Genomic DNA, 23,248 nt, shown 5'->3' on the forward strand with positions numbered 1-23,248 from the left:
CGGCGACAGCGAATCGCCGTGTCCGATTTTCGACCTTACGGACACCGCGATCTCGCGGCCGACCGGGGTGAGGCCGCGATCCGCGACGGCTTGATCCTCACGACGTCACGTCGCCGGCCACCGCTCGGTGATCAGCTCGACCATCTCCTCGACCCACGCGTCGTCGAGTGCGGCGTCGCTGCGGATGAGGATGCGGAAGATCGCGGTACCGGCGACGACCTCCGCGAGCATGGGCAACCGGTCGTCGCCCCGGCGTTCCTGACCGAACCGGGATTCGAAGGCGGTGAGGTCGCCGGCGAGCCGGGCGATCATCTGACTGTGCAGCTCGGGTGAGGCCACGGTGTCGGCGATGAGACCCGGAAGCGCCACGCGCACCTCGGGTCGGTTGAACATGGCACGCACGATCTCGACAAGGGTCCGGATGTCCTGTCGGGCGTCACCCGAACCCGTTGGCGGTTCCAGGGTTTCGGCCGCCAGCACCGCTTCGTGGACGAGTTGGGCCTTGCCGGACCAGCGCCGGTAGATGGCCGCGGTGGTGGTGCCCGCGCGGGCCGCGATCGCCGAGAGGGACAGCGCCGGGTAGCCCGTCTCGAGGATGAGTTCGCGGGTGGCCGCGATGATCGCGGCATCGATCCGCCCGTCGCGGGGCCGTCCGGGCGACGCAGGGTTCGACCTCTTGTGTTCCCTCCGGCCATCTGCTGTCATGAGTCCCAGCATAGTTGCAATACGGTCTGCATCGTATTTATGGGAGGGTCCGTGGAACTCAGTCCACTCGACGAATATCCGATCCATCAGGCACCGGCGCCGATCACCTGGCCGGCGACCTCCGATCGGAACTTCTACGACCGTTCGTACTTCAACGTCCTCGACCGCGAGGGCCGGTTCATGGCGCTGACCGGCATCGGCTACTACCCCCGGCTCGGGGTGAAGGACGCCTACTTCGTCGTCCGCCGCGGTGACACCCAGACCGCGGTGCACCTCAGCGACGCCATCGACGACGACCGCCTGCGGCAGAACGTCAACGGCTACCGCCTGGATGTGCTGGAGCCGTTGCAGGAACTACATCTGACGCTGGCCGAGACCGAGGGGATCTCCGCCGACCTGACCTGGCGCGGTCTCTTCCCCGCGGCGCTGGAGAAGCCGCACGACATGCTCACCGAACGGCGGGTCACCCTGCAGGCGTGCCGGTTTGCGCAAGTGGGCAGCTGGCAGGGATGGATCGATGTCGACGGGGAGCGGTTGACGGTCGAGCACGACACCAGCGTGGCGAGTCGTGACCGGTCGTGGGGCATCCGCCCCGTCGGTGAGTCCGAACCCGCGGGCCGGCCCGACACCGCCTTCCGCGGTATGTGGTGGCTGTACCTGCCGTTGGCCTTCGACGACTTCCAGTTGTTCCTGATCCTGCAAGAGGATCCCGACGGTCATCGCAGTCTCTACGACTGCACGCGGCGCTGGCGGGACGGTCGCGTCGAGCAACTCGACGGTGTGCGCGTCGCCATCGACTACACGCCGGGCACACGGATCCCCCGGGGCGCGCACGTCGAGTTCCTGACCCGTGCCGGTGACCGGGTGGTCCTCGATGTCGAGTCGAAACTATTCGCTCCCATCGCGTTCGGATCGGGGTACGGCGGCGACTCGTCGTGGGGACACGGCACATGGAAAGACGGACCGTTCGCCGAACGCGTCAGCTTCGACCTCACCGACCCGGAGGTGATGGCGCGGGCGCCCTTCAGTCTGATCGACCACGTCGGGTCGGCCGTCTGTACCGAACCGGACGGCACCGTCCGGCATGGTGCCGGTCTGTTCGAGCACGGCGTCATCGGTCCTCATCACCCGTCGGGATTCTCCGACTGGACCGATGTGATCGGCTAGGACATCGACATGAAGATCATGACGGCATTGTTCGATCCGGTCGGAGCAGTCGATCGCGCACGGGCTCTACAGGAGGCCGGCGCGTCGGGCGTGTTCACCTTCGAGGGTCCGCACGACGTGTTCACCCCGCTCGCGCTCGCGACCGCGGTCGACGGGCTCGACATCATGTCCAACGTGGCGATCGCGCTCCCGCGCAACCCGATCCAGCTCGCACACCAGGCCAACGACCTGCACTTGCTCAGTGAGGGCAGGTTCATTCTCGGACTCGGTACCCAGGTGCGCGCGCAGATCGAGAAGCGGTACGGCGCCGAGTTCGACCGACCCGTGGAGCGGATGAAGGAGATGGTCGGCGCCCTGCGCGCGATCTTCGCGACGTGGAACGACGGTGAGCGTCTGGACTTCCGGGGTCAGTACCACCGGCACACCCTGATGACGCCGACCTTCGTGCCCGGCCCCAACCCGTACGGGCCGCCACCGATCTACCTGGGCGCGCTGGGGCCCCGCCTGACCCGTGCCACCGCGGAGGTCGCGGACGGCCTGCTGGTGATGCCGTTCGGATCGAAGCGGTTCCTGCACGGCACGACGCTGCCCGCGGTCCGCGACGGTCTCGCGGCAGCCGGTCGGAGCGAGGACGACTTCGAGGTGGTGCCCGAGATCATCGTCTCGGTCGGTTCGGACGCGTCCGGCGCCGGGAGCGGAGCGAGCGGGCCGAATGTGACGGACGACCATGCCTCGACGCGAATGCTGTTGGCGTTCTACGGTTCCACTCCCGCATACCGGCCCGTGCTCGATGCGCACGGATGGGGCGACCTGCAGCCGGAACTCAACACGATGTCCAAACAGGGACGCTGGCAGGAGATGGCCGGACTCATCGACGACGAGATCCTCCACACCATCGCCGCCTGCGGCACTCCGGCCGAGATCGCCGCACACATCCGCGACCGCGTCGACGGTGTGTCGGACCGCATCTGCCTCTATCAACCGGGACCCATCGGTGTGGAACCGCTGGCCGAGATCGTCGACTCCCTGAGTGGTGAGGCGAGATGAGTTCGCAAACGGTCGAATTCGAGGAGATCGCCGACGACCGGTACGGCGGCAAGGCGGCCGGACTCGCACGTCTGCGGCGCCTGGGTCTCCGGGTGCCGCCCGGGTACGTCATCGCCGGCGTGTCGGGGGTGTCCGACGCTGCGACAGCACGATTCGACGAGATGGCCGCCGCCGGATGGACACCGGTCGCGGTCCGGTCCTCGGCCGTGGGGGAGGACGGGGACGACCAGTCCTTCGCCGGTCAGTACGACACCGTGCTGGGGGTCGACACCGTCGACCGCTTCGTCGACGCGGTTCGCGCCTGTGCCGACTCGGTGCACTCGCTACGCGCGTCGTCGTACAGCGGGAATGCCTCGGCCACCATGAATGTGGTGGTCCAGCGGATGGTCGATGCGCGCGCCGCGGGCGTGGTGTTCACCGCGGACCCGGTCTCAGGTCGGCGGGACCTGACGGTGATCGACGTCGTTTCCGGACTCGGCGAGGCGCTCGTTGACGGGACGGTTGCTCCCGATCACGTCGTGCTCGATGCCGACGGAACCGCGGTGGTCAACGAAACCGTTGCGGCGCCGGTTCTGTCGCCGGTCGAGATCGCGGCGATCCAGTCCGGCGCCCGCCGGGCCGAGCAGGAGTGGGGCCAGCCGATGGACCTCGAATGGGCCATCGACAAATCCGGTGAACTCTGGTGGTTGCAGGCCCGGCCGATCACCACGCTGCCCGGTGACCTGAACGAGATGGACTCGCCGGTGGCCGGCGCCGACCATGTGTACACACGATGCAACATCGGCGAGATGATGCCGGGCGCGTTCTGCCCGCTGACCGCATCGGTCTCCGGGTTCGCGATCGACTACGCGATGCAGATGGTGCAGGTGGTCGCCCGGGCACAGGAGCGATACGAGAAACCCTGGCTGCAGGTGGGTTACTTCTACGGGCACATGTTCCTGAACCTGACCGAGGGCACGGCACTGAGTTCCGGCATCCTCGGGAACTCGCTGGAACAGTTCTCGACCTCGATCTGCGGGCGGGTCATCGACGAACTCGAACCCAAGCCGCCACAACCGTTCCGGCGCAAGCTCGGGAACACCGTCCGGCTGACCTCGCATGCGCTGTCGGTCGGTCCCGCCATTCGTCGACTGCCCGGTGAGATCGCCGGGTTCGCGGTGCCGACGAGCCGCGACCCCCGGATCGTATGGCAGGAGCTGGAAGCCGGGGTCGCCCAGTACTGCGACGTCACCCTCATCCATGTGCGGTCGTCCTCACGCGCTGCCGTCGCGGCGAATGTGCTCGAGAGCGTGCTGGTCCGGCGCGCGGAGAAGGACGGCCGCACCGAGGACGACGGCAAGGCCGAGGCCGCCCGGCTCATGGCCGGTGCGTCGGAAGTCGAGAGCGCGCTGATGCTCGCCGAACTCGACGCCGTCGTACGGACGATCGCCGCCGATTCCGCGGTGGCCGAGGAGTTCCTCTCCGCCGCACCGGACGTGGCGGTCGCCGGGCTGCGGTCGGCCTCCGGTGACGCCGGTCGCGCGCTGCAGCGATTCCTCGAGCGGCACGGTCACCGCGGTTACCGCGAACTGTGTATGCGCGACCCGTCCTGGGCCGACGACCCCGGTGGTCTGGGGGCGATGATGCAGGTGATGCTGCGGTCTGCGCTCGACCCCGCCGTTCGGAATTCGGCCCCGGCGGCTGGCGACGAAACGCCGCCCGCCGCGATCAGGCTTCTCGCCCGCCTGGCGCAGGGGGGTGCACGGGGGCGCGAGGAGACGAAGTCGCGGATGGCGCTGATGGCACATCGGCTCAAGCGCGGTTACCGGCACCTCGGCGAGGTGTTGGCCGAGACCGGGCGGCTTCCCGACGCCGATCTCGTCTTCTTCTTCGACCGTGCGGAGCTGCACCGGGTCGTCGGCGCCGGCGACATCACCGACCTCGTCGAGAGCGCGCAGATGCGTCGAGAAGCGTTGTCGTACCAGGATCGGCTCGAGTTCGACGATGTGTCGGTCGGCCGCCCGTCCCCGCGCGTCGTAGCTCCCGAGCGGAATGTCGGCGATGGCCGGATCGTGGGTCGTCCGGCGGGCCGGGGAACCGTCGAAGGTGCGGTGCGCGTCGCGAAGTCGATCGTGGAGGCGCGTGATGTCCAGCGCGGTGAGATCCTCGTGGCACCCGTCACCGACGTCGGCTGGACGCCGTACTTCACCGTCATCGGCGCACTGGTCACCGACATCGGCAGTTCGGTCTCGCACGGTGCGGTGGTCGCCCGCGAATACGGGCTGCCGTGCGTCGTGAACACCCTGGTGGGCACCCAGGTGTTGCGAACGGGAGAGCGCGTGCGGGTCGATGGAGATCGCGGGATCGTCGAACGGCTCGAGGCGAGCTGAACCGGTTGCAAACCAGCGGGTTCAGCCATCACCCGAGGCGATGTCGGCGTAGTGGTCACGGAGGTCGCGCTTGAGGATCTTGCCGCTGGGGTTCTTGGGCAGGGACTCGCTCGCGATCACGATCTTCGGGATCTTGTACGGCGCGAGCCGGTCTCGGCAGTGCTGGGTGATCGATCCCGGGTCGATCGTGTACCCGGGGGCCGGTACCACCACCGCCGCGACGGCTTCCACCCAGTAGGGATGCGGAACGCCGATGACCGCTGCTTCGTGCACGGCGGGGTGTTCGAACAGCACTTCCTCGACCTCGCGGCTCGACACATTCTCGCCGCCGGTCTTGATCATGTCCTTCTGCCGATCGACCACCCACAGGTACCCGTCGCCGTCGACGTAGCCGAGATCACCGCTGTGGAACCAACCCCCTCGGAACGACTCGGCCGTCTTCTCGGGCAGGTTGAGGTAGCCGACGGTCACCTGGGGGCTGCGATGCACGATCTCGCCGACCGTGCCGGCCGGCACGCCGTGACCGTCGGAGTCGACGATCCGGGTCTCCACGTTCAGCGCGGGGCGGCCGGCGGAACCCCCGCGGGTGGCCTGGTCGTCGGGCGCCAGAACCGTTGCCAGCGAACCCATCTCGGTCTGGCCGTAGAAGTTCCGCAGGCGGAGGTCGGGCAGGGCCGCGCTCAACTCACCCAGCACCTCGACGGGGAGCGCGGAGGCCCCGTAGTAACCCTTCCGCAGCGAGGACAGGGCATCCGGGTCGAAGTCGGGGGAACTCAGCAACGAGATCCACACGGTCGGCGGGCAGAAGAGTTTGGTCGCACCCTCCTGCGCCACCGTCCGGAGGAGCGTTGCGGTGTCGGGACGGTCGAGGATGATGCTGGTCGCGCCCAGCATGATGTCGGTGATCAGGAAGTTGTCCAGTTGCGCGCAGTGGTAGAGCGGAAGCGAGTGAACCTCGATGTCGTCGTCGCTCATCCCGCCCGAGACCACGCAACTCATGTACTGCCACATGAGCGTCCGGCTCGTGTGCATGGCGCCCTTCGGTCGGGATTCGGTGCCGGAGGTGTACATGATGCGGATGACGTCGTCGTCGGCGACGCGGACATCGGGCAGCGGCCCGGCCGGTTCGCGCACCCAGTCGTCGACGGACGGCCATCGGGAGTCGGAAAGGCCGGGACCGAGCGGGATCGACCGACGCACGGTCACCGGTGCGGTGGATGCGGCGATCGCCTCGTCGGCGGTGGGCACGAGCGCGTCTTCGACGATCAGGCCGGACGCGCCGCAGTCCTCGAGGATGTACGCGATCTCCGCCGCGGTGAGCATGAAGTTGATCGGGACCGAGATGACCCCGATCCGCGCGGCGGCGAAGATGACCACGGGGAATTGCCAGCAGTTGTGCGACAGGATGCCGAGGGTCTGCCCCTGCCGCAGGCCGGCGGCGTGCAACGCGGCGGCGACCCGGTCGACCGCGTCGTCGAACTCCCGGAAGGTCAGGCGGGTGTCGCGGTGGATGACGGCCGGCTTGTCGGGCGTCCGGGCGGCCGACCTGCGCGGGATGTCGCCGAGCGAGTGCGACCGCGCCGCGCCGATCAGGTCGGTGCCGAGGGGAGGAGTCGTCATGGGCAGGTGCCTCTCGATCCGGTGGGATTGGGCGACCCGGGTCGGTGGCTCCGGGTCGATGGGTACTGTTCGTAGCTATGCGCGGTAGTTCTGAGCCGGGCGCCCGACGCAGGCCCGGCGCCGATCCGGTGTCGCCTCGCGGGGGATGGCAGGACCTGCTGTCGCGTCGGCAGATGCTCGGGGTCCTGGCGGTGCTCGAGCAGTGCGAACACGCGGCCGGCGGTCAGGACTTCAAAGAGGGCCTGGTCGAGGCCATCTCCACGTACTTCGGGGTTCGCGACGTGACGTTCTTCCACGGCCGCACCTACAGCGACATCTTCGACGACCCGGCACCGCTGCTGACCGGCGCCGCGGCCCCGCTGCTGCGGGACTACCGCGAACGATGGCGCGACAAGGACATCTTCGCGCTGCCGCGCGCTCGGCGGGTCCTCACGGCCGAGGGATTCGCGACCCTCGACGAACTCTCGCGCCTGCCGGTCCCGCAGCGCTCCTATGTCGTGGACTATCTGCACCCCAACGACATGGAGACCGCGTCGGCCCTGCACCTGCCGCTCTCCGATGGTGAGGCCCTCGTCGGCATGTTCGACCGCGTCCGGAAGTGGGACGAATCCGACCTGCTCGCGATGCGCATCCTCGCGCGGCAGCTGCGGGCGAGATCCGCGACTGTGTCCGCGGCGCACGAGCCCGTCGACCCGTTGGCCGCGCTCACACCGCGACAGCTCGAGGTCGCCGAACTCGTCAGCGACGGCCTGAGCAACGCCGAGATCGCCCAGCGCCTGTCGCTGTCGGAGCTGTCGGTGAAGAAGTACGTGAGCCGCATCTTCGACGCCGCGGGACTGCGCAACCGGGCCGAGCTCGCGACCGCGGTGCTGCGTTCGCGCCGCCGCGCTCGCTGAACGGGCTGCTCCCGAGACGACTCCCGGCGCGGTCACGGGGCAGACGTCGGGGTGTATGCGATGACGGTCAGCCCGTTCGGTGAACGCAGGGGCACGCGCGTCTCGTGACCTCCCACCGACCTCTCGCCGACATGCCAGCCCAGCGACCGCGCGACGTCGATCGTGGCTGCCAGATCGGCGGTCCGCGCGAGGAGCGACCAGGCCGGCCCGTCCGTCTCGTCGGAGACGCTCAGCGCATCCCAGGCCGCCCAGGCCGACCCGTCGGAGAACCTGGGTGATCCCATGACGGCTTCGACGTCACCGGCGACGCCGGCCCACCGGTCGGTCGCGTGCATCACCGTCACCCGCTCGAACAGCGAGCCGAATCCGGCTCTCTCCGTGCTCATGTCGTCGGACATTCAGACCACCGCCGTCGATGTCGCTGCCACGGACGGCGTCAGCCGGTGGCCGAGCCGGTCACGCTTGGTGGCGAGGTATCCGGCGTTGTCCGCGGTGGCCTCGATCTCGAGTCCGACCGTCTCGACGACCTCGATGCCGTGGGAGGCCAGCCCGTCGACTTTGGCCGGATTGTTGGTCAGCAACCGGACTCGTCGGATGCCGAGATCGTCCAGCACCGCCGCCGCTTCCCGATAGTCCCGGTTGTCGACGGGTTGACCGAGACGCAGGTTCGCGTCGACGGTGTCGACGCCGTCGAGGTCCTGGAGTCGGTAGGCGGCGATCTTGGCCGCCAGACCGATGCCGCGTCCCTCGTGTCCGCCGACGTACACCACGACCCCGGCTCCGGCGTCCGCGACGTGCTGGAGTGCGGCTCGCAGCTGGGCGCCACAGTCGCATCGGCGCGAGCCGAGCGTGTCTCCGGTGAGGCATTCGCTGTGGACCCGGACGAGCGGTTCGCCCTGCGCGGGATCGCCGTACACGAGTGCGAGATGTTCCGCGCCACTCGATGATCGGTACACGGTGGCCTCGAAGACGCCGTGATCGGTCGGCAGCGCGCAGGTCGCGCCCCGTTCCACCGAGCGGCCTGCGCGGCGGTGGGCCACCAGATCGGCGATGGAGACCACCTCGAGTCCGTGACGCGCGGCGAAATCCCGGACGTCTGCCCCGCCGAGCATCGCGCGCCGGTCGGGGCTGACGAGTTCGCAGATGAGACCGGCAGGTTCGAGACCGGCTGCGGCGCAGAGGTCCACGGCTGCCTCGGTGTGTCCGCGACGCTCCAGGACCCCGCCCGGCCTGGCACGCAGTGGCATCACGTGGCCCGGCCGGGTGAGGTCTGCCGGACCGACCTCGCGGTCGGCAAGGGCGCGGATGGTCCGGGCCCGGTCGGCCGCGCTGATCCCGGTCGTGACACCGACCGCGGCATCGACGCTGACGGTGAACGCGGTGCCGAGGGGGTCGGTCGGGTCGTCGACCATCGGGGGCAGTTCCAATGCGGCAACACGATCCGCGGTCATCGCGACGCACAGGAAGCCGGAGGTGCACTCGAGGAAGAAGGCGATGTCGTCGACGTCGGCGAATTGTGCCGGCATCACGAGATCGGCCTCGTTCTCGCGGTCGGCGTCGTCGACGACGATGACCGGACGCCCGAGGCGGAGCTGGTCGAGACACCGTTCGACGGCGGCGGTGCTGTCCGTGGGCACCCGGTCCTCGTGGCTCATCGGTGTGCCCGCAACCCGTGGAACAGCGAGCGATGGAAGATCAACGGTTCGCTGGCGGCGGGAACGCCGAGGGCGTCGACCCGTCCCACGACGAGCTCGTGATCGCCGATCGGGCGGTGCTCGTCGATGGTGCACTCGATCCACGCATGCGCACCCGCCAGCCGGGGGGAGCCGTTGCCGGACGGGGTCCATTCCACGCCCGCGAACTTGTCGGCGCCGCTCCGGGCGAAGGTGCGCGCCAGGACATGCTGATCCTCGGACAGCACGTTGGCGCAGAAGGAGCCGTTCGCCACGACCGACGGCAGCGTCGTCGAGGTGATGCCGGCGAAGAAGCCGACCAGCGGCGGCTCCATCGAGATCGAGGTGAAGGAGCCGACGGTCATGCCCACGGGCGAACCGTCCGGGCCGGCCGACGTGATGACCACGACGCCGGAACCGAAGTGCGCGAGCACTTCACGAAATCGGTCGCGGACCGACGCGTGGTCATCGGCGTGCACGGACGCGACGTCGTCGGCGATGTGACTGGTGTTCATGGAAGTCCTTCCGATGCGGCCGCGGCGGGTGCGGGGTCAAGGACGCACGCACCCGCCGGGCAACCGGGATCAGGCCGGGACGGCCTTGGTGGCCAACTCGTCGAGGGCGGCCGCGTAGATACCTTCGATCGCGGTGGCGAGTTCGGTTTCCACCGTTGCGGATTCGGCGCCGAACTTCGCTGACCAGTGAACCGAGCAGGTGTCGTCGCCGACTGCTGTGACCGAGATGGTCGAGCGGTAGTGCTCGAGCGGAAGCGGTCCGTCGATGTACTCGTAGGAGTACGTGCGCGCCTCCTCGTCGAAGGCGACGATGCGCTCGCGCGCCGGTGCGCCGTCGGTGAAGACCACGTGACGGACGTCGCCGTCCATCCGCGATGCGTCGATGGCCGGAATCCACGCCGCCACAGCGCCGGTGTCACCGATCCACGACCACACGTCCCCGGCGGACAGCGGGAAGTCCTTGGTCACTTCGATGCTCGCCATGTCACACCCGTCCCAGTTCGGCTTCGTACTTCTTGGTCATGTGCTCGACGGCCTTGACGTGTTCGGCCGCTTGGCCTTCGCGGACCGCCTGGGCGCGCGCCGCGGCGTCGATCATCGGTTGCGCCTGCCCCTGGAAGTACGGCATGACGTCCTGCGCGAACAGCTCGTAGGAACGCCGGGTGGCCTGCGGGTTCGCCCAGTCGTGACTTCTGGATCAGCAGCGTGCCGAAACCGCCGGACTGGTCGATCAGGCGCTGGACCTGTGCTCGTGCCTCGTCGGCGGTGCCGATGACGCCGATGCCGGAGGTGTTGATGAAGTCGATCATCTCGTGCTTGTTGGTGCCGCGGACGTCCATCTGCGGGAAGGCCGCCACGTGCTGGAGGTAGTTGAACCAGTACTCGATGCCGTGTTCGACGTCCTGGTAGGCCTGCTCCTTGGTCTCCGCGATGTGGAAGGGCCCGACCAGTCGCCACGTCGACCGGTCCACCTCGTCGCTGCGTCCTGACTGGGCGGCGAACTCCTCGAGCAGACCCCAATGATGTTGCAGTGCACTGAAACCGTCGGCGGTCAGCGTGGCAGCGATCGACAGCAGGCCGATGCCGTACTTGCCGGCGAGACGCGCGCCGGTCGGCGACGCGATCGCGGCGACCACGACGTCGAACAGCGGATCCGAGTAGGGGGCCATCTGGATCTTCGCGTCGAACAGTTCGTGGGTGCGGGTCTTGGCCGTCACCGTCTCGCCGCGGAGGAGGCGCATGATGATGTCGGTGTTCTCCGCGAGCAACTCCCGGGTGTCGATCTGCGAGAGGCCGAGCATCGCGGCGTCGGTCGGGAGCGATCCGGGCCCGAGGCCGAACAGGGCGCGGCCGCGGGTCAGGTGATCGAGCATGATCATGCGTTCGGCCGCCCAGAGCGGGTTGTGGTACGAGACCGAGGTGACGCCCGTGCCGAGCTTGATGCGGCTGGTGCGTTCCCCTGCGGCCGCGATCATGATCTCGGGCGACGCGTAGATCTCGGCGCCCGCGGAATGATGCTCGCCGAACCACGCCTCGTCGTATCCCAATTGTTCGAGGTACTGGACGAATTCGAGATCCCGCTGCAGCAGCAGCGTCGGGTTCTGTCCCGGTTCGTGGATCGGGGCGAGGAACGTGCCGAACTTCAGTCTGGTCATCGGAACTCCTGTGTGACGTGAGAGGTACACATCAAAAGTTATGACTCACGACACAGCGAGATAAGTCCGCAAAAGTAGACATTCGATGGCGGCGACCGACCGCCGCCGTTCAGTCGGCGACGGCCGGATACGCGTCGAGCATGAGGCCCGCCACCGCGCCGAGTGCGTCGTTCCAGGCCGCGGTCATCTCGCCGGTCCAGGCTCCGCCGCCGTGTTCGGCCATCGTCGTGACCAGAGCGTCGCCCACCCATCCGTACATCTCGGGCGTCACGCCGAGGTCGTTGTGCCGGCGTCCGAGCGCGCCGAGTGTGCGGCCGAGCCACTCGAGGTCGTCGAGGTGGTCGAGGACCGCCGCTATGGCCTGCTGAAGCATCGTGGCCTGTGGTCGCAGGTCGGCGCCGAACATCGGCCGGACCTCCGGATGCTCGGCGAACAATCGGTTGTAGAAGTCGCGCATCAGCTTGTGCTCGTCGTCGACGACCAGGGACAGACTGTCCTGCAATACTTCTCGATTCAACATGGTGGGGCTGCACCTCGTCGGGTTGGAAGATGTGTCAATGACACACAATGTGTATCCCTGTAACATCTAGCACGAGGTGACGCGAGTCACAACTTGTTCCGAGTAGTGCTGTCTGTCCCTGGCCGACGACTGGTCGTCAGTCCTCGAAGGTCAACGGTGTCGTCGTCGACGGGCCCTGACGGTAGCGGCTCATCGTGGCTGTCTGCCAGCGGCCGTTGTACTCCGGGATCGGCAGCGGGAACCAATAGCTCGAATCGAGCCACATTTGGCCCAGCAGCGGGACGGGCTGGCGCGAGATGTCGGTCCACTTGCCGGTGGGTGCGCCGTCGAACGTTCCCACCTCCTTACCGTCGACGAAGAACTCGACCTGTTTGCTGCCGAGTTTGACGGCATAGTCATGCTGCTTGTCGAGGATGCTCATCGGTAGCAGTCTGGCCTGCGGGACAAGGGTTCCCGACTTCTTGACCATCATGAAGAAGCCCTTGGGAAAGTCTTGTCCGAGAGCCTGCGCGAGCGGTGCGGTGAGCGTGCTGGCCTGGCCGACCAGGCCGGCGGAGCCGTTGTACATGAACCAGGCGATCTCCAGTCCCAGTGGGTCGATGGAGCGATTCGAGACTCCCCAGCCGGTGGTGCCGTTCCATGTCTTGATCTGCTCGGTACCGCCGACGCGCATCGTCATGGTCTGGCCCGGCTTGAACACGGGCTTGGCAAGGATCTCCGCATTGTTGTACGGGAACAGCCCCTCGACGGTCGGCGGCGCCTTGAATGTGACGCCGTCGGGGCCGTACGACGTCTTGCTGTAGCCGACATTCGTGTTGCACCAGTCGCTTGGTGCCGTGGCGAAACGTTCGTCGATCGGCCGGGTCGGTTGCGGGTCACCGGTGCCGATGTACCCCGCGAAGGCCCGCCCGTCGAGGACAGCACAGTTCGACGTGCCGTCGTCTCGGCCGGGAAGCTGGATGTTCGGATCGGCCACCGCGGCGCCGACTCCCGTCCATGTCAGCATCGCGGCCACGGTGGCGGCGACCAGCGCTCTGCCTCGGATCATCTGCTTCTCCTCTGAAAATGCGGACTGGAACAGGTATCTGATACCACATGTAGTCAGAAGTGAGGCTGCCCAAAAGTGCTGGAAAAGGCACTATTCGGACAGGGTTTCAGCGCGCAGGTCCGGCGTGAGCTGCACAGGGGGCACTGAAAGAAACGAACAGTGATTGTCGTCTCAACGACGGGATTCGGCCACCGCGGTCCTCAGAACTCGGCGACCTCACTGGCGGCGTAGGAGGCCAGGAGTTGGAGTCGCTCGGCGCTGGGGGAGCCGGGCTCGGCGGCGTAGATCATCAGGATCGTCCCGGGATCGGCGGTGACGGCGAGCTCTTCATAGGCCAGCGTCAGTTCGCCGATCACCGGGTGGTGGAAGCGTTTCGTCCCGGTGCCGTGTGTCCGGACGTTGTGCGCGGCCCAGAGTGTGCGGAAAGTGTCGCTGCGCGTGGACAATTCGCCCACGAGATCCTGGAGCGCTTTGTCGTGCGGATCGCGTCCCGCCTCGGCCCGCATGATGGCGACGCACATCTCGGCGAACAATTCCCAGTCCGGGTAGAAGTCACGACTGGCCGGGTCGAGGAACTGGAAGCGGGCCAGGTTCGGCGTGCGGCCGCCGTCGCCGATGACCGGCGAATAGAAGGCGCGGCCGAGGGCATTGGTGGCCAGCAGGTCCTGATGCGAGTCGCGCACGAAGGCGACGGCGTCGGTGATGGCGGCGAGTGCCCAGGTCAGGCTGTGGCGAGAGGCCGTGGCCTTCGCCGAACGACGCCTCGGCCGTCCGGAGGCGGGTATCCCGTCGGCGGCCCGGGCGAGGTCGAGAAGGTGGGCGCGCTCCGTGTCGTCGAGTTGCAGGGCTCGCGCGAGTGATTCGAGAACCGACGACGACGCACCGGCGATGGTGCCCCGTTCCAGGCGGGAGTAGTACTCGACGCTCACCCCGGCGAGGGTCGCCACCTCGCTGCGTCGAAGACCGGGTACGCGGCGATTACCGCCGGCCGGGAGCCCTGCGGTCTCGGGCGAGATCTTCGCGCGTCGCGACATCAGGAATTCGCGGACCTCGGCTCGGTTGTCCATGTGCCCAGCGTAGGACGGTCGGAAGCGTGCAGGGGTGCCCTGTCAGTACACCTCCCGACAGGAACTGTCGCGGACGCGACGCATGCGGTTGCCTTGATGGGTGACCGCATCTGCCGTCGTGCTCGTCTCGTGAGGCGAGCAGGTGGCGGAACCGACTGACGAGGAGAACACATGCGCGGAGTGATCATGGATGCCCCCGGCACCATCCGGGTGGACGATCGCGAGAACCCGACCATCCAGGAACCGACCGACGCGATCATCAAGGTCGCCGCGACCTGCGTCTGCGGGTCGGATCTGTGGCCGTACCGCGGCATCGAAGACGTCGATCACGCGCCGATGGGCCACGAGTACGTCGGCACCGTCACCGAGGTCGGCGACCAGGTGTCGTCGATCAAGGTGGGCGACTTCGTGGTGGGTTCGTTCTTCGCCTCGGACAACACGTGCGAGATCTGCCGTGCCGGCTATCAGTCCCGGTGTGTGCACGCCGAGCCGATGGGCGCCCTCGGTACGCAGGCCGAATACGCCCGGATTCCGCACGCCGACGGCACGCTCGTGGCAACACCCGGTCAGCCGGATGCCGACCTCATCCCGTCGCTGCTCGCGGCGTCGGACGTGCTCGGCACCGGTTGGTTCGGTGCCGTGGCGGCTGAGGTGGGTCCGGGTAAGACCGTGGCCGTCGTCGGCGACGGCGCGGTCGGACTGCTCGGTGTGCTGGCCGCGAAACACCTGGGCGCCGAACGCATCATCGCGATGAGCAGGCACGCGGACCGGCAGGCGCTTGCGCGCGAGTTCGGGGCGACCGACATCGTGTCCGAACGGGGCGACGAGGGCGTGGCACGTATCAAGGAGCTCACCGACGGGCTCGGTGCGCATTCGGTCATCGAAGCCGTCGGCACGCAGGAGTCGATGATGCAGGCCATCCGGTCGACCCGGCCGGGCGGCCACGTCGGTTACGTCGGCGTCTCGCACGACGTCGAACTCCCCGGCCTGGAGCTGTTCTTCTCCGGCGTCCACCTGCACGGCGGACCCGCCCCGGTCCGACGCTTCCTGCCCGACCTGATCGACCTCATCTGGACGCGGGAGATCGATCCCGGCAAGGTCTTCGACCTCGCCCTCCCGCTCGACGACGCCGCCGAGGGATACCGCGCCATGGACGAGCGCCGCGCGACCAAGGTACTGCTCACCGTCTGACCTCGGTCGGTACCCTCACGGCAAACGAAAGGTGTTCAGCATGAAGATCACTCGCAGTTCCATCGACACCGTCAAAGGTCCCGGCGACTGGTTCACCGGCGACGTCTACATCGATGCGGCGGCCGCCTCGCCACCGCCGTCCCGGGTGTCGGCAAGCCTCGTCCATTTCATGCCGGGGGCGCGGACGCACTGGCACCGGCACCCGCTCAGCCAGACGGTCTTCGTCACCGAGGGGATCGGCCTGTGCCAGCGGCGCGGTGGCCCCATCGAGGTCATCCGCCCCGGCGATCGCGTCCTCTTCGAAGCCGACGAGGAGCACTGGCACGGAGCCGCCCCCACGCGCCTGATGGTCCATCTCGCGATCAACGAGGGCGACGACGACCACGATGTCGTGCAGTGGCTGCAACCGGTCACCGACGAGGAGTACGGGCAGGCGCCGGATCTCGGGATCTGATCAGTCGAACCCGACGGTGGCCGGGGTCTTCGGGGTTGCCTGACACGTCAGCAGCCTGGATCGTTCTGTCATGATCGAGCTCGGCCATGCCGCAATGCCGTCGTCACCGACTCGAACATCGTCGACTTGATGGCCCCGAGGGTCGCCCGGTCCTTGCCGACAATCGGAGACAGCGTCTCCAGGGCTGCCCCGACAATCTCCCCCTCGGCCGCAGTGCCGTCGATCAAGCCGGCGTCCAGAGCTTCGGCGGCGCCGTACCGGTGGCCGGTGCTCATCGCGGTGAGCGCAGATCGGGGGGAGAGCTTGGCCTGGATGAGCGCGGCCATCCCGGGGGTGAACGGGATGTTGATGTCCACTTCCGGGAAGCAGTAGTAACCGCGGTCGGCGCGCATGATCCGGAAGTCATGAGCGATGGCGAACATCGCTCCCGCCCCGAAGGCGTGACCGTTGACCGCTGCAACGGTCGGCAGCGAGAACGTGAGGATGCGCGCGAGCAGCGTTTGCACGGCCTCGACGTACCAGTCGGCTCGATCGCCGTTGGCGATGAGCCAGTCCAGGTCCAGACCATTGGAGTAGAACTTGCCGTCGCCCACGGTGATCAGGCCTTTGGCGTTCGCCTCGGCGTCGTTGAGGAGTGAACCGACGGCGTCGAGCCAATCGGGGGAGAACCGGTTCTCGTCGTCGCCGATGGTCAGGATGGCGATGTCGTCCCGATAGTCCAGTGAAGCTGTCATGACGGGTCCTTTCGCGAAGAAGTGGACTGATGCGATGGTTCGGTTGGGGTGAGGGACAATACGGCGCGGACCGCCGTTGCAATGCGTTCGCGGGTTGCGGCATCGGGGGTTCTCCTGCCGCGCAGAAGCAATGCAGTCGGAAGTTCGACCACGCAGTCTCTGATGACGGACACGGCGTCACGGTCTGCGCGCTGCCAGACCGCCTGGGACAACTCGACGAACAACGACGTCAACGACCGGTCGAGACCGCGGAGCTCCCTCGCGAGGTCGTCGGGAAGGTCATCGGACCCAAGCAGTTCTCCGCGATCGACCGTGAGTAGGAAGCCACCCCGCACAGGAGCTTCGAGCAAGAACCGTGCGGGCGCATCCGCGGCGACGACGACGGCTTCGACTGCGGAGTCACTGCGGCCGTCGCCGCCGGTGAGGACCGCGTCGACCGCTTCGCGCTGAGCGGCGAGGAATTGCTCGGCAGCGCGCAACCACACCCTTCCCACGAGACCCGCGCGCGACCCGAACGCGTGATAGATCGCGCCGTTGGACATCGAGGTGAGCTCCGACAGCGCACGAACCGTCACCGCCGCAGGGCCGGCCCGGACCGCCAAGCCCTCGGCCGCATCCATCAACTGCTCGAGGTCGTGCCTGCGAGGACGAGGCATGACGAAACTCTAACAGAGCACGCGCTCTGTAATGCCACCGCAGCCCGGGTCGACCCCGACTCGGGTTCGATGCCGTTCTTCCCGGCGACTGTCGCCGAGGTGCCCGTGCTTCGAGAAGCCTGACGGTTGCGCGAAAAGGCCGCCTGAAGTCCGGATCGCGTGGTTTCACCCACCTCGCGACGCGCCGTACTCGCGCGTAGCGATTTGACTCGTAAGAATCACAGCGTCGAACCACCCCGCGCGTCCCGGATCGCCACTGAGCTGGGCCGCTGCGCTGTACCGTACCTGCGGACCTTCAACCGCACGACGACGACGTGAATGGAGCCGGTGTTGTTTTCTCGTATCGCCATCGTGAACCGAGGTGAGGCCGCGATGCGGCTCATCCACGCCGTTCGGGGCCTCTCGGAAGAGACCGGGCAACCCATCGAGGTCATCGCGCTGCACACCGACGTGGATCGCAATGCCACGTTCGTACGTGAGGCGGACGTCGCATACGACCTCGGGCCTGCCGCGTCGCGTCCGTACCTGAACATGAAGGTGCTCGAGCACGCCCTGCTGGAGACCGGTGCCGACGCGGCATGGGTCGGTTGGGGCTTCGTGGCCGAGGATCCGCTGTTCGCCGAACTCTGCGACCGCATCGGCGTCACCTTCGTCGGGCCGTCGGCCGAGGCGATGCGCAAACTGGGCGACAAGATCGGCGCCAAGCTGATCGCCGAGGAAGTGGGCGTGCCGGTGGCGGCGTGGAGCCGCGGCGGTGTGGACACTCTCGACGAGGCCGTGGCCGCGGCAGCCCAGATCGGCTACCCGCTGATGCTGAAGGCCACCGCCGGCGGTGGCGGCCGCGGCATCCGCAAGGTCACCAGCGATGCCGATCTCCGGGACGCCTACACCCGCACCCGCGAGGAGGCCGAGCGCGCCTTCGGTAGTGGCGTGGTGTTCCTGGAACGACTCGTCACCGGCGCGCGCCACGTGGAGGTCCAGGTCATCGCCGACGGCCAGGGCACCGCGTGGGCGCTGGGCGTCCGCGACTGCTCGGTTCAGCGACGCAACCAGAAGATCATCGAGGAATCCGCGTCGCCGGTACTTCCCGCCGACCGGGTCGCCGAGCTCAAGGCGTCGGCCGAGCGGCTCGCCGTGGCCGTGGGATACCGCGGCGCGGCCACCGTCGAGTTCCTCTACCACCCGGGCGAGAACCTGCTCGCGTTCCTCGAGGTCAACACCCGCCTGCAGGTGGAACACCCCATCACCGAGGCGACGACCGGCTTCGACCTGGTCCGTGCCCAGCTGCACGTGGCGTCGGGCGGCCGCCTCGAGGGTGAGCCCCCGGTCGAGCGCGGGCATGCCATCGAAGCCCGCCTCAACGCCGAGGATCCCGACCGCGACTTCGCCCCCGCGCCCGGCCGTATCGACCTGCTCGAGCTGCCCGCCGGGCCGGGCATCCGCGTCGACACCGGGGTCAGCGAAGGCGACACCATCCCCGCCGACTTCGACTCGATGATCGCCAAGATCATCGCCTACGGACGGAACCGCGACGAGGCACTCGGCCGCCTCCGCCGGGCCATGCGCGAGACCCGCGTGATCATCGCCGGCGGCGCGACCAACAAGAGCTTCGTGCTGGAGCTGCTCGCGCAGCCGCAGGTCATCGACGGGAGCGCGGACACCGGCTGGATCGACCGCGTGCGTGCCGAGGGCGGCCTCGTCGCCAACCGGCACTCGGCGATCGCGCTGATCGCCGCCGCCATCGACGCGTACGAGGAAGAGGAACTCGTCGAGCGGCAGCGGCTGATGTCGACGGCCTCCGGCGGTCGTCCGCAGGTGCAGCACGACAGCGGCCGTCCGCTCGATCTGAAGCTGCGCGGCGTCGCGTATCGCGTCCGGGTCGGGGCCATCGGCGCGCATCGCTTCCGCGTGACCATCGAGGCGCCGGGCGAGATCCGGACCGCCGATGTCGACCTCGAACGCTTCGACGAGCACGCCGCGCAGCTCGTGGTCAACCGGGTGCGCTACCGCCTGCTCACCGACACCCACGGGCCGATCCACCTCGTCGACGTGGACGGCGTCACCCACCGCGTCAGCCGCGACGAGGGCGGTGTGGTGCGCTCGCCCGCGCCGGCGCTCGTCGTCGCGACGCCGCTGCAGGCCGGCGACGAGGTCGACGCGGGCGCCCCCATCCTCGTGCTGGAGAGCATGAAGATGGAGACCGTCCTGCGCGCGCCGGTGCGCTCACGTGTCAAGGAGTGCGCGGTGTCGGTCGGCACCCAGGTGGAGACGGGCGCGACCCTGATGCGCCTCGAACCGCTCGCCGACGACGAGGACGACGCCGTCGAGGAGGTGGCCGCCGACGCCGTCGACCTGGAGCTGCCTGCCGAGCTCGAGGTCGATCCCACCGAACGCACCACCCGCAGTCAGGAAGACCTCCGCAGCCAGCTGCTCGGCTTCGACGTCGACCCGAACCACCGGATGCGCCTGCTCGACGAGTACCTCGCCGTCCGGCGCGCCGCGTTCGACAGCGGCCGTCGTCCGCTGGCCGACGAGCTCGAACTGGTGACGGTGTTCGCCGACCTGGCCGAGCTGAGCCAGAACCGGCCGTCGAGTCATGACGTCGGTGTCGAGCACGTGCACAGCGCACGCGAGAACTTCCACACCTACCTGCAGAGTCTGGACGTCGAACGCGACGGGCTGCCCGCGGCGTTCCACGACCAGCTGAGCCGCGCGCTCAGCCACTACGGCGTGACCGACCTCGAGCGCACCCCGGAGCTCGAGGCCGCAGTGTTCCGGATCTTCCTCGCGCTGCAGAACCCGAACGACTCGGCCGCGGTGATCAGCTCGCTGCTGTTGGAATGGCTCGACGAGCCGACCCCGCGCGACGAACTGCGCGACGCGGTGGGCACCGCCCTCGACCGCCTCGTCGCCGCCACCCAGGTCCGCTTCCCGGCCGTCGCCGACCTCGCCCGCGGCGTCATCTACGCCTGGTACGGCCAGCCGCTGCTGCTGCGTGACCGCGCCCGCGTCTACAGCAATGTGCGCAAACAGCTCAAGTACCTCGACGAGAACCCCGACGCCGCCGACCGCACCAGCCGCATCGACGACATGGTGCGCAGCACCGAACCGCTCGTCCGGCTTCTCGGCCAGCGCATCGAACGGCACGCCGACAACACGGTGATGCTCGAGGTGCTGACCCGGCGCTACTACGGCAACCGCGGCCTCGCCGACATCCGGACCCGGCAGGCCGGCGGTGCGACATTCGTGGTCGCCCGGCGAGATGCCGGTGACATCGCTTCGGCCGCAGTCGGTTTCGACGCCCTGCCGGCGACGATCGGCGGACTCGCCGAACTCGCCCGCGACACCGCCGCGGTCGATGCCGACATCTACCTGGCGTGGGAGCAGCAACCCGACGACTTCGACGTGCTCGCCGGGACACTGCACGACATCGTCGCCACCAGTTCGCTTCCGCCGCAGGTGCACCGCGTCACCATCACGGTCGCCGGCAGTGCCGATGCGCGGATGCATCACCACGTGACCTTCCGGCCGTCGGCGACCGGTATGGCCGAGGAACGCCTGATCCGCGGACTGCACCCCTACATCGCGCAGCGCATGCAGATGGAACGGCTCCGCAAGTTCGACCTCACCCGACTGCCGTCGTCGGACGACGAAGAGGTCTACCTCTTCCGTTGTGTCGCACGGGAGAACGCGTCGGATCGCCGTCTCGTCGCCTTCGCTCAGGTCCGCGACCTGACCGCACTGCGCGACCAGGACGGCCGCCTGCTGACGCTGCCGACCGCCGAGGCGGCGCTCGCGTCGTGCGTCGACTCGATCCGGCGCGCGCAGCGCGGTTCCACCAACCTGTCCAGCGCCAACCGGATCATCATGTACGTGTGGCCGCCGATCGACGTCGACGCCGACGTCCTCGACGCGATCGCCGACCACATCCGCGGCACGACACAGGGAGTGGGGCTCGAAGAGGTCCAGCTCATCGCGCGTCGCCGCGACCGCGACACCGGCGAGCTGAGCAAGGTGTCGGTCCATTTCTCGGTCAACCCGACCGGCGGGTTCGACGTCCGGGTAGTCGACCCGACCGACGAGCCGATCGAACCGGTCGACGAGTACCGCCAGAAGGTGCTGCGGGCAGCGAAGCGCAACACCGTCTATCCGTACGAATTGGCCGCCATCCTGGGCGATTTCACCGAGTACGACCTCGACGCCGAGCAGCGTCTGGTGCCGGTCGACCGGGCCAAGGGTCGCAACTCCGCGGCGATCGTCGCCGGTGTGGTCACCACCCCGACCGAGAAGTACCCGCGCGGTGTCACCCGCGTGGTCCTGCTCGGCGACCCGACGAAATCGCTGGGCGCACTGGCGGAACCGGAGTGCAGCCGGCTGGTCGCGGCGCTCGACCTCGCCGAGCAGATGCAGGTCCCGCTCGAGTGGTACGCACTCTCCTCAGGCGCGCGGATCTCCATGGATTCCGGCACGGAGAACATGGACTGGATCGCCCGGGCGCTGAAGCGCATCGTCGAGTTCACGCAGGCCGGCGGTGAGATCAACATCGTCGTGGCGGGGATCAACGTGGGCGGGCAGCCGTACTGGAACGCCGAGGCGACGATGCTCATGCACACCAAGGGCATCCTCGTGATGACACCGGAGTCGGCCATGGTGCTCACCGGCAAGCAGTCGCTGGACTTCTCCGGCGGTGTGTCGGCGGAGGACAACTTCGGCATCGGCGGTTACGACCGCGTCATGGGCCCCAACGGTCAGGCGCAGTACTGGGCGCCGAATCTCGGTGCCGCACGGGATCTTCTGATGGCTCACTACGAGCACACCTACGTGGCGTCGGGCGAGCAGACCCCGCGTCGCGCGATCACGAGCGACCCGGTGGACCGCGACATCTCCGACTACCCGCACGTCCTGGCGGGCAGCGACTTCACCACGGTCGGACAGATCTTCTCGGCGGCCACCAACCCGGACCGCAAGAAGCCCTTCGACATCCGCACGGTGATCCGCGCCGTCGCCGACCAGGACCACCCGGTGCTGGAGCGCTGGGCGGGGATGGCCGACGCGGAGACCGCGGTCGTGTGCGATCTGCACATGGGCGGAATCCCGGTGTGCCTGTTGGGTATCGAGTCGAGGGAGGTGCCGCGCCGGGGATACACCCCCACGGACGGTCCCGACACCTACACGGCCGGCACGCTGTTCCCGCAGTCGTCGAAGAAGGCGGCGCGCGCGATCAACGTGGCCAGCGGAAACCGACCGCTCGTGGTGCTGGCCAACCTGTCCGGGTTCGACGGATCGCCGGAGTCGTTGCGCAAGCTCCAGCTGGAGTACGGCGCGGAGATCGGGCGGGCCATCGTGAACTTCGAGGGCCCCATCGTGTTCTGCGTGATCTCGCGCTACCACGGTGGTGCATTCGTGGTGTTCTCGAAGGCGTTGAACCCCAACATGACCGTGCTCGCGATCGACGGGTCGTTCGCGTCGGTGCTCGGCGGTGCCCCCGCGGCGGCGGTGGTCTTCGCCGGCGACGTGGCCAAGCGGGTCAGTGCCGACGCACGGGTGCGCGAACTCGAGGCGGAGACCGCACAGGCCACCGGCCCCGACCGCTCACGGCTCAACGCCGAGCTGGCCGATCTGCGTCAGTCGGTGCGCGCGGAGAAGATCAGCGAGATCGCCGCGGAGTTCGACGCGGTGCACAGCATCCGACGCGCCGTCGAGGTCGGTTCGGTCGACGCGGTCATCCAGGCCGACGAGCTCCGGCCCCAGATCATCGGCGCGATCGAGAAGTCGCCGGCGTGGGGTCGGCAGGACTCGCAGGTGGCCAGCTCGTAGAGCCTGCGCTCCTTGATCCGAAAGAGCCTGTTTGTGCTAGGAGCGAGCCCAACTACTGCTCCCTGAGGTGCGAGGAGCGCAAGCGACGAGCCTCGAAGGGCCTGGTGAGACGCC

The 23,248-nt window shown here is 68.2% G+C and carries 18 protein-coding genes and 1 pseudogene; 7 read left to right on the forward strand and 12 right to left on the reverse strand.

The genetic code is table 11. The features are described 5' to 3' along the window. Nucleotides 1-105: 105 nt before the first annotated feature. Entirely contained in the window at nt 106-705 is a 600-nt protein-coding gene (locus JW364_RS07020; RefSeq protein WP_205333360.1) for a TetR-like C-terminal domain-containing protein, read from the reverse strand. Nucleotides 706-756: 51 nt separating this feature from the next. Here JW364_RS07020 and JW364_RS07025 point away from each other — a divergent pair, with 51 nt between their 5' ends. From JW364_RS07025 to JW364_RS07035, 3 genes are read left to right on the forward strand one after another with little or no spacing between them, the layout of a single operon-like run. Further along, nucleotides 757-1,872 (forward strand): hypothetical protein, encoded by a 1,116-nt coding sequence (locus JW364_RS07025; RefSeq protein WP_065632462.1) that lies wholly within the window; start codon nt 757-759, stop codon nt 1,870-1,872. 9 nt (nt 1,873-1,881) lie between these two features. After that, a complete protein-coding gene (locus tag JW364_RS07030) occupies nt 1,882-2,919 on the forward strand; it encodes a TIGR03617 family F420-dependent LLM class oxidoreductase (protein WP_205333361.1) in 1,038 nt (345 codons plus the stop codon). Next, nucleotides 2,916-5,288 (forward strand): PEP/pyruvate-binding domain-containing protein, encoded by a 2,373-nt coding sequence (locus JW364_RS07035; RefSeq protein WP_205333362.1) that lies wholly within the window; start codon nt 2,916-2,918, stop codon nt 5,286-5,288. The genes JW364_RS07030 and JW364_RS07035 overlap by 4 nt, the downstream gene beginning before the upstream one ends. Before the next feature lie 21 nt (nt 5,289-5,309). Here the strand turns inward: JW364_RS07035 and JW364_RS07040 are convergent, their stop codons facing one another. Beyond that, nucleotides 5,310-6,908 carry a fatty acyl-CoA synthetase gene (locus JW364_RS07040; RefSeq protein ID WP_205333363.1) on the reverse strand — a complete coding sequence of 533 codons (1,599 nt, stop codon included), beginning with the start codon at nt 6,906-6,908 and terminating at the stop codon, nt 5,310-5,312. Between the two features lie 77 nt (nt 6,909-6,985). Here JW364_RS07040 and JW364_RS07045 point away from each other — a divergent pair, with 77 nt between their 5' ends. Then, nucleotides 6,986-7,804 carry a LuxR C-terminal-related transcriptional regulator gene (locus tag JW364_RS07045; RefSeq protein WP_240198786.1) on the forward strand — a complete coding sequence of 273 codons (819 nt, stop codon included), beginning with the start codon at nt 6,986-6,988 and terminating at the stop codon, nt 7,802-7,804. A 32-nt stretch (nt 7,805-7,836) separates the two neighbouring features. Here JW364_RS07045 and JW364_RS07050 read toward each other — a convergent pair whose 3' ends face one another. From JW364_RS07050 to JW364_RS07085, 8 genes and pseudogenes are all read right to left on the reverse strand, one after another. Further along, on the reverse strand, nt 7,837-8,190 hold the full coding sequence (locus tag JW364_RS07050) for a hypothetical protein (protein ID WP_240198787.1): 354 nt from the start codon (nt 8,188-8,190) through the stop codon (nt 7,837-7,839). Nucleotides 8,191-8,202: 12 nt separating this feature from the next. Then, entirely contained in the window at nt 8,203-9,459 is a 1,257-nt protein-coding gene (gene ribB / locus JW364_RS07055) for a 3,4-dihydroxy-2-butanone-4-phosphate synthase (RefSeq protein ID WP_205333365.1), read from the reverse strand. Next, entirely contained in the window at nt 9,456-9,992 is a 537-nt protein-coding gene (locus JW364_RS07060; protein WP_083229367.1) for a flavin reductase family protein, read from the reverse strand. Before JW364_RS07060 ends, ribB begins: the two co-directional genes overlap by 4 nt. Nucleotides 9,993-10,061: 69 nt before the next feature. Then, complete coding sequence (locus tag JW364_RS07065) at nt 10,062-10,475, reverse strand: SRPBCC family protein (RefSeq protein WP_205333366.1); 414 nt, start codon at nt 10,473-10,475, stop codon at nt 10,062-10,064. 1 nt (nt 10,476) lies between these two features. Then, nucleotides 10,477-11,647, reverse strand: a pseudogene (locus JW364_RS07070) (LLM class flavin-dependent oxidoreductase). 109 nt (nt 11,648-11,756) lie between these two features. Then, nucleotides 11,757-12,167, reverse strand: coding sequence for a globin domain-containing protein (locus JW364_RS07075; RefSeq protein WP_205333367.1), 411 nt, complete (start codon nt 12,165-12,167; stop codon nt 11,757-11,759). A 136-nt stretch (nt 12,168-12,303) separates the two neighbouring features. Then, nucleotides 12,304-13,215: a hypothetical protein gene (locus JW364_RS07080; RefSeq protein ID WP_205333368.1), complete on the reverse strand. Its 912-nt coding sequence runs from the start codon at nt 13,213-13,215 to the stop codon at nt 12,304-12,306. Nucleotides 13,216-13,415: 200 nt separating this feature from the next. After that, complete coding sequence (locus JW364_RS07085) at nt 13,416-14,282, reverse strand: helix-turn-helix transcriptional regulator (protein WP_065632471.1); 867 nt, start codon at nt 14,280-14,282, stop codon at nt 13,416-13,418. Between the two features lie 171 nt (nt 14,283-14,453). On the opposite strand from JW364_RS07085, the gene JW364_RS07090 reads away from it, so the two are divergent. Further along, entirely contained in the window at nt 14,454-15,473 is a 1,020-nt protein-coding gene (locus JW364_RS07090) for a zinc-dependent alcohol dehydrogenase family protein (protein ID WP_065632472.1), read from the forward strand. 40 nt (nt 15,474-15,513) lie between these two features. Continuing rightward, nucleotides 15,514-15,927 (forward strand): cupin domain-containing protein, encoded by a 414-nt coding sequence (locus tag JW364_RS07095; RefSeq protein WP_065632591.1) that lies wholly within the window; start codon nt 15,514-15,516, stop codon nt 15,925-15,927. 68 nt (nt 15,928-15,995) lie between these two features. On the opposite strand, the gene JW364_RS07100 is transcribed toward JW364_RS07095, so the two are convergent. Together JW364_RS07100 and JW364_RS07105 are read right to left on the reverse strand one after the other, a co-directional pair. Next, nucleotides 15,996-16,661, reverse strand: a complete 666-nt coding sequence (locus JW364_RS07100) for an enoyl-CoA hydratase-related protein (protein WP_065632473.1) — start codon at nt 16,659-16,661, stop codon at nt 15,996-15,998. Beyond that, complete coding sequence (locus JW364_RS07105; RefSeq protein WP_068970804.1) at nt 16,658-17,317, reverse strand: helix-turn-helix domain-containing protein; 660 nt, start codon at nt 17,315-17,317, stop codon at nt 16,658-16,660. Before JW364_RS07105 ends, JW364_RS07100 begins: the two co-directional genes overlap by 4 nt. Nucleotides 17,318-17,635: 318 nt before the next feature. On the opposite strand from JW364_RS07105, the gene JW364_RS07110 reads away from it, so the two are divergent. Next, the gene (locus tag JW364_RS07110; RefSeq protein ID WP_068970805.1) at nt 17,636-23,134 is read left to right on the forward strand and encodes a carboxyl transferase domain-containing protein; all 5,499 of its coding nucleotides are present in this window, start codon (nt 17,636-17,638) and stop codon (nt 23,132-23,134) included. Nucleotides 23,135-23,248: the final 114 nt, after the last annotated feature.

This window comes from Gordonia sp. BP-119, from assembly GCF_016924115.1.
Classification (GTDB): Bacteria; Actinomycetota; Actinomycetes; order Mycobacteriales; family Mycobacteriaceae; genus Gordonia; species Gordonia hongkongensis.